Source organism: uncultured Porphyromonas sp. (assembly GCF_915070105.1).
GTDB lineage: Bacteria > Bacteroidota > Bacteroidia > Bacteroidales > Porphyromonadaceae > Porphyromonas.
Genome location: NZ_CAJZFJ010000111.1, coordinates 1 through 2,918, shown reverse-complemented (window position 1 = coordinate 2,918; position 2,918 = coordinate 1). Strand labels below are relative to the sequence as shown.

The window sequence follows — 2,918 nt, the reverse complement described above, 5'->3', positions numbered from 1 at the left end:
TTGAGGGGGTAGTGCCGGTTACGGCGTGTGAGTTCAAATCTCATCCCGCGTACAACAGTGGAGCGAGACTCATTAAGAGAAATCTTATCGAGTCTCGCTCCTTGTATTATTAGACCCCTTGAGCCTCGTGTTGCTAGCTCCCTCCCTCTTCCTATTACTAGATCCAATATGATCGTCTATCCGAACGCAAAGATTAACCTAGGTCTCTACGTCGTAGGCAAGCGTCCCGATGGCTACCACCTACTGGAGACGGGCTTCCTGCCTATTCCCCTATGCGATACCCTAGAGATCGAGCCTAGCCAAGGGCTGGCCGATGAGCTGGAGGTAGAGGGTGGTATCGAGACCGGTGCCACCGAGGACAACCTCGTCCTGCGTGCCGTTCGTGCTCTGAGAGCCCAATATCCCATCCCCCCACTACATATACGACTGACGAAGGTGATCCCTTCGGGTGCAGGTCTCGGCGGAGGCTCAGCAGATGCTACCTTTACGCTATGTGCCCTGAATGAGCTCTTTGCCCTAGGGCTAACGAGCGAGGAGCTGGAGGTGGTGGCACTGACCCTAGGGGCTGACTGCCCGATCTTCGTGCGCAATACCCCTGCCGTAGGCCGTGGGATAGGTGAGGTGCTTAGTCCCCTCGCTGTGGAGCACCTCGGCGGGCTCTGCCTCACGGTGGTTAAGCCTGAGCTACATGTCGTGACCCGAGAGGCCTTCTGTGGTCTTCGGGCTATCGGGCCGAGGGCGGTGCCCATAGAGCAGACCTTGGCACAGCCCATAGAGCAGTGGCGAGGGGAGCTAACCAATGCCTTCGAGGACAGCCTCTTCCCGCTCTACCCAGAGCTGGAGCGACTGAAGGCTCAGCTCTATGATCTAGGAGCGACCTTTGTCCTACTAACTGGCTCGGGAGCAGCGCTGTATGCACTCTCGAGAGCCCCCCTACCGCTCGGGGGGCTAGAGGGCTCGGGTCTGTTCATTTGGCAGGGAAAGCTGCCTAGTGCCTAAGGGAGGTTCGTGAAAAAGCGGTACATTTGCCCATAAAACAGTTGCTGGAATATGTATTTTGATGAACTAGATCTGGAGGATGAGGTCCTGGATGGCCTCGAGGCGATGAACTTCTACGAGACGACGCCTGTGCAGGAAGCGACGATCCCACTGCTCCTCGAGGGGCGTGATATGATCGGTTGCGCCCAGACGGGTACGGGGAAGACCGCCGCCTATCTCCTGCCGATCATTAACCGCCTCAGCCGAGGCGAAGGCGATCCCGAGAAGGTGAACGCCGTGATCATGGCTCCCACACGTGAGCTGGCGATCCAGATCGAGCAGCAGGTGGAGGGCTTCTCCTACTTCCTGCCTATCTCCTCCGTGGCTATCTATGGGGGTACGGACGGCATCACGTGGGAGCAACAGCGGCGAGGCCTAGCGCAGGGTGCCGATATCATCATCGCTACCCCTGGGCGTCTCCTCTCCCTGATCAACCTCCAGCACGCAGACCTATCGGGGGTGAGCTACTTTGTCCTCGATGAGGCAGACCGCATGCTGGACATGGGCTTCCAGGAGGATATACTCCTTATCAATAAGGAGATCCCGAGTAGCTCACAGCGAGTGATGTTCTCGGCGACGATGCCCCCCAAGATCAAGAAGTTCGCCCGCACGATCCTCCATGATCCAGCTGAGGTGGAGCTCGCTATCTCACGACCACCCGAGAGTATCATCCAGTCGGCCTATGTATGCTACGAAGCACAGAAGCTACGTATCCTGACACACCTCTTCGAGGAGACCCCTCCGACACGTACCATTATCTTCTCTTCGTCTAAGATGAAGGTCAAGGAGCTCGCAGCCGCTATGAGCCGCCTCTCGATACGTGTGGAGCAGATGCACTCTGACCTAGCGCAGGAGAAGCGCGAGGAGGTCATGCGCCAGTTCAAGGCAGGCAACGTAGACCTGCTCGTCGCCACCGATGTCGTCGCCCGAGGGATCGACATCGACAATATCCGCATGGTCATCAACTACGATATCCCCCACGACCCCGAGGACTATGTGCACCGCATCGGTCGTACGGCTCGTGGAGGTAACGATGAGGGGCTGGCCATCACCTTCGTCAGTGAGAAGGAGCAGCCGGGCTTTGGCCGTATCGAGGACTTCCTCGGTCGTGTGATCTATAAGATCCCCGTAGACCCAGCTTTTGGCCCTACCCCCGACTACCGCCCCGAGGCACGGGTACGCTCTGACCGACCTAGAGGGAAGAGCACCTCCGCGCACCGCCCCAAGGACAAGGGCGAAGGGCAGGGACAGGGCGGTCGTCGACCTCAGAGGTCTCGAGGAGCACGCTCCAAGAGCACCCAGCCCAAGTAACGACCTATTTGTAGCACCTACGAACACCATAGCATATACACTAACTCTACTACAGACTATCCGTACATGACATCGCAGTTACTCGAAGACATCACGCAGAAGACCAAGAAGGGACAACACAAGCTACGTGTCATCAACTACCTGCTTGTGCACCAGACGGCGACGATGAATGAGATCGCTAAGGAACTATACGTTAGTGTCCCCACGGCGGCTAAGATCCTACAGGAGCTCCAGGATGCGGGCAGTATCGAGCTTCAGGGTAAGCTAGAGATAGGAGTAGGGCGTTTCCCTGTCCTCTTCGGGCTGAACCCTACTGGAGGCTACTTCATTGGTGTAGACGTCAAGCGTAGCTATCTGAACCTCGGACTCATCGACCTGCAGGGACGGATCTCTCACGAGGACTACAACATCCCCTACAGCCTAGAGAACACCCCCGAGGCACTCGAGACCATCTGCGAGGAGATTCACCTCTTCATCGAGCGGCATGGTCTACGTCAGGAGGAGATCCTCAACGTCAATATCAATATCCCAGGCCGTATCAACCCCGTCACGGGATATAGCTACAACCT

General features: G+C 57.2%; 3 protein-coding genes. All 3 read left to right on the top strand.

Annotation, left to right across the window (positions count from 1 at the left end):
- Window positions 1-168: 168 nt before the first annotated feature.
- Window positions 169-999: a 4-(cytidine 5'-diphospho)-2-C-methyl-D-erythritol kinase gene (gene ispE, locus QZ554_RS08270; RefSeq protein WP_297195728.1), complete on the top strand. Its 831-nt coding sequence runs from the start codon at window positions 169-171 to the stop codon at window positions 997-999.
- 51 nt (window positions 1,000-1,050) lie between these two features.
- On the top strand, window positions 1,051-2,349 hold the full coding sequence (locus QZ554_RS08265) for a DEAD/DEAH box helicase (protein ID WP_297195727.1): 1,299 nt from the start codon (window positions 1,051-1,053) through the stop codon (window positions 2,347-2,349).
- Between the two features lie 66 nt (window positions 2,350-2,415).
- On the top strand, window positions 2,416-2,918 hold a 503-nt coding region (locus tag QZ554_RS08260; protein ID WP_297195726.1), incomplete at its 3' end, for a MarR family transcriptional regulator.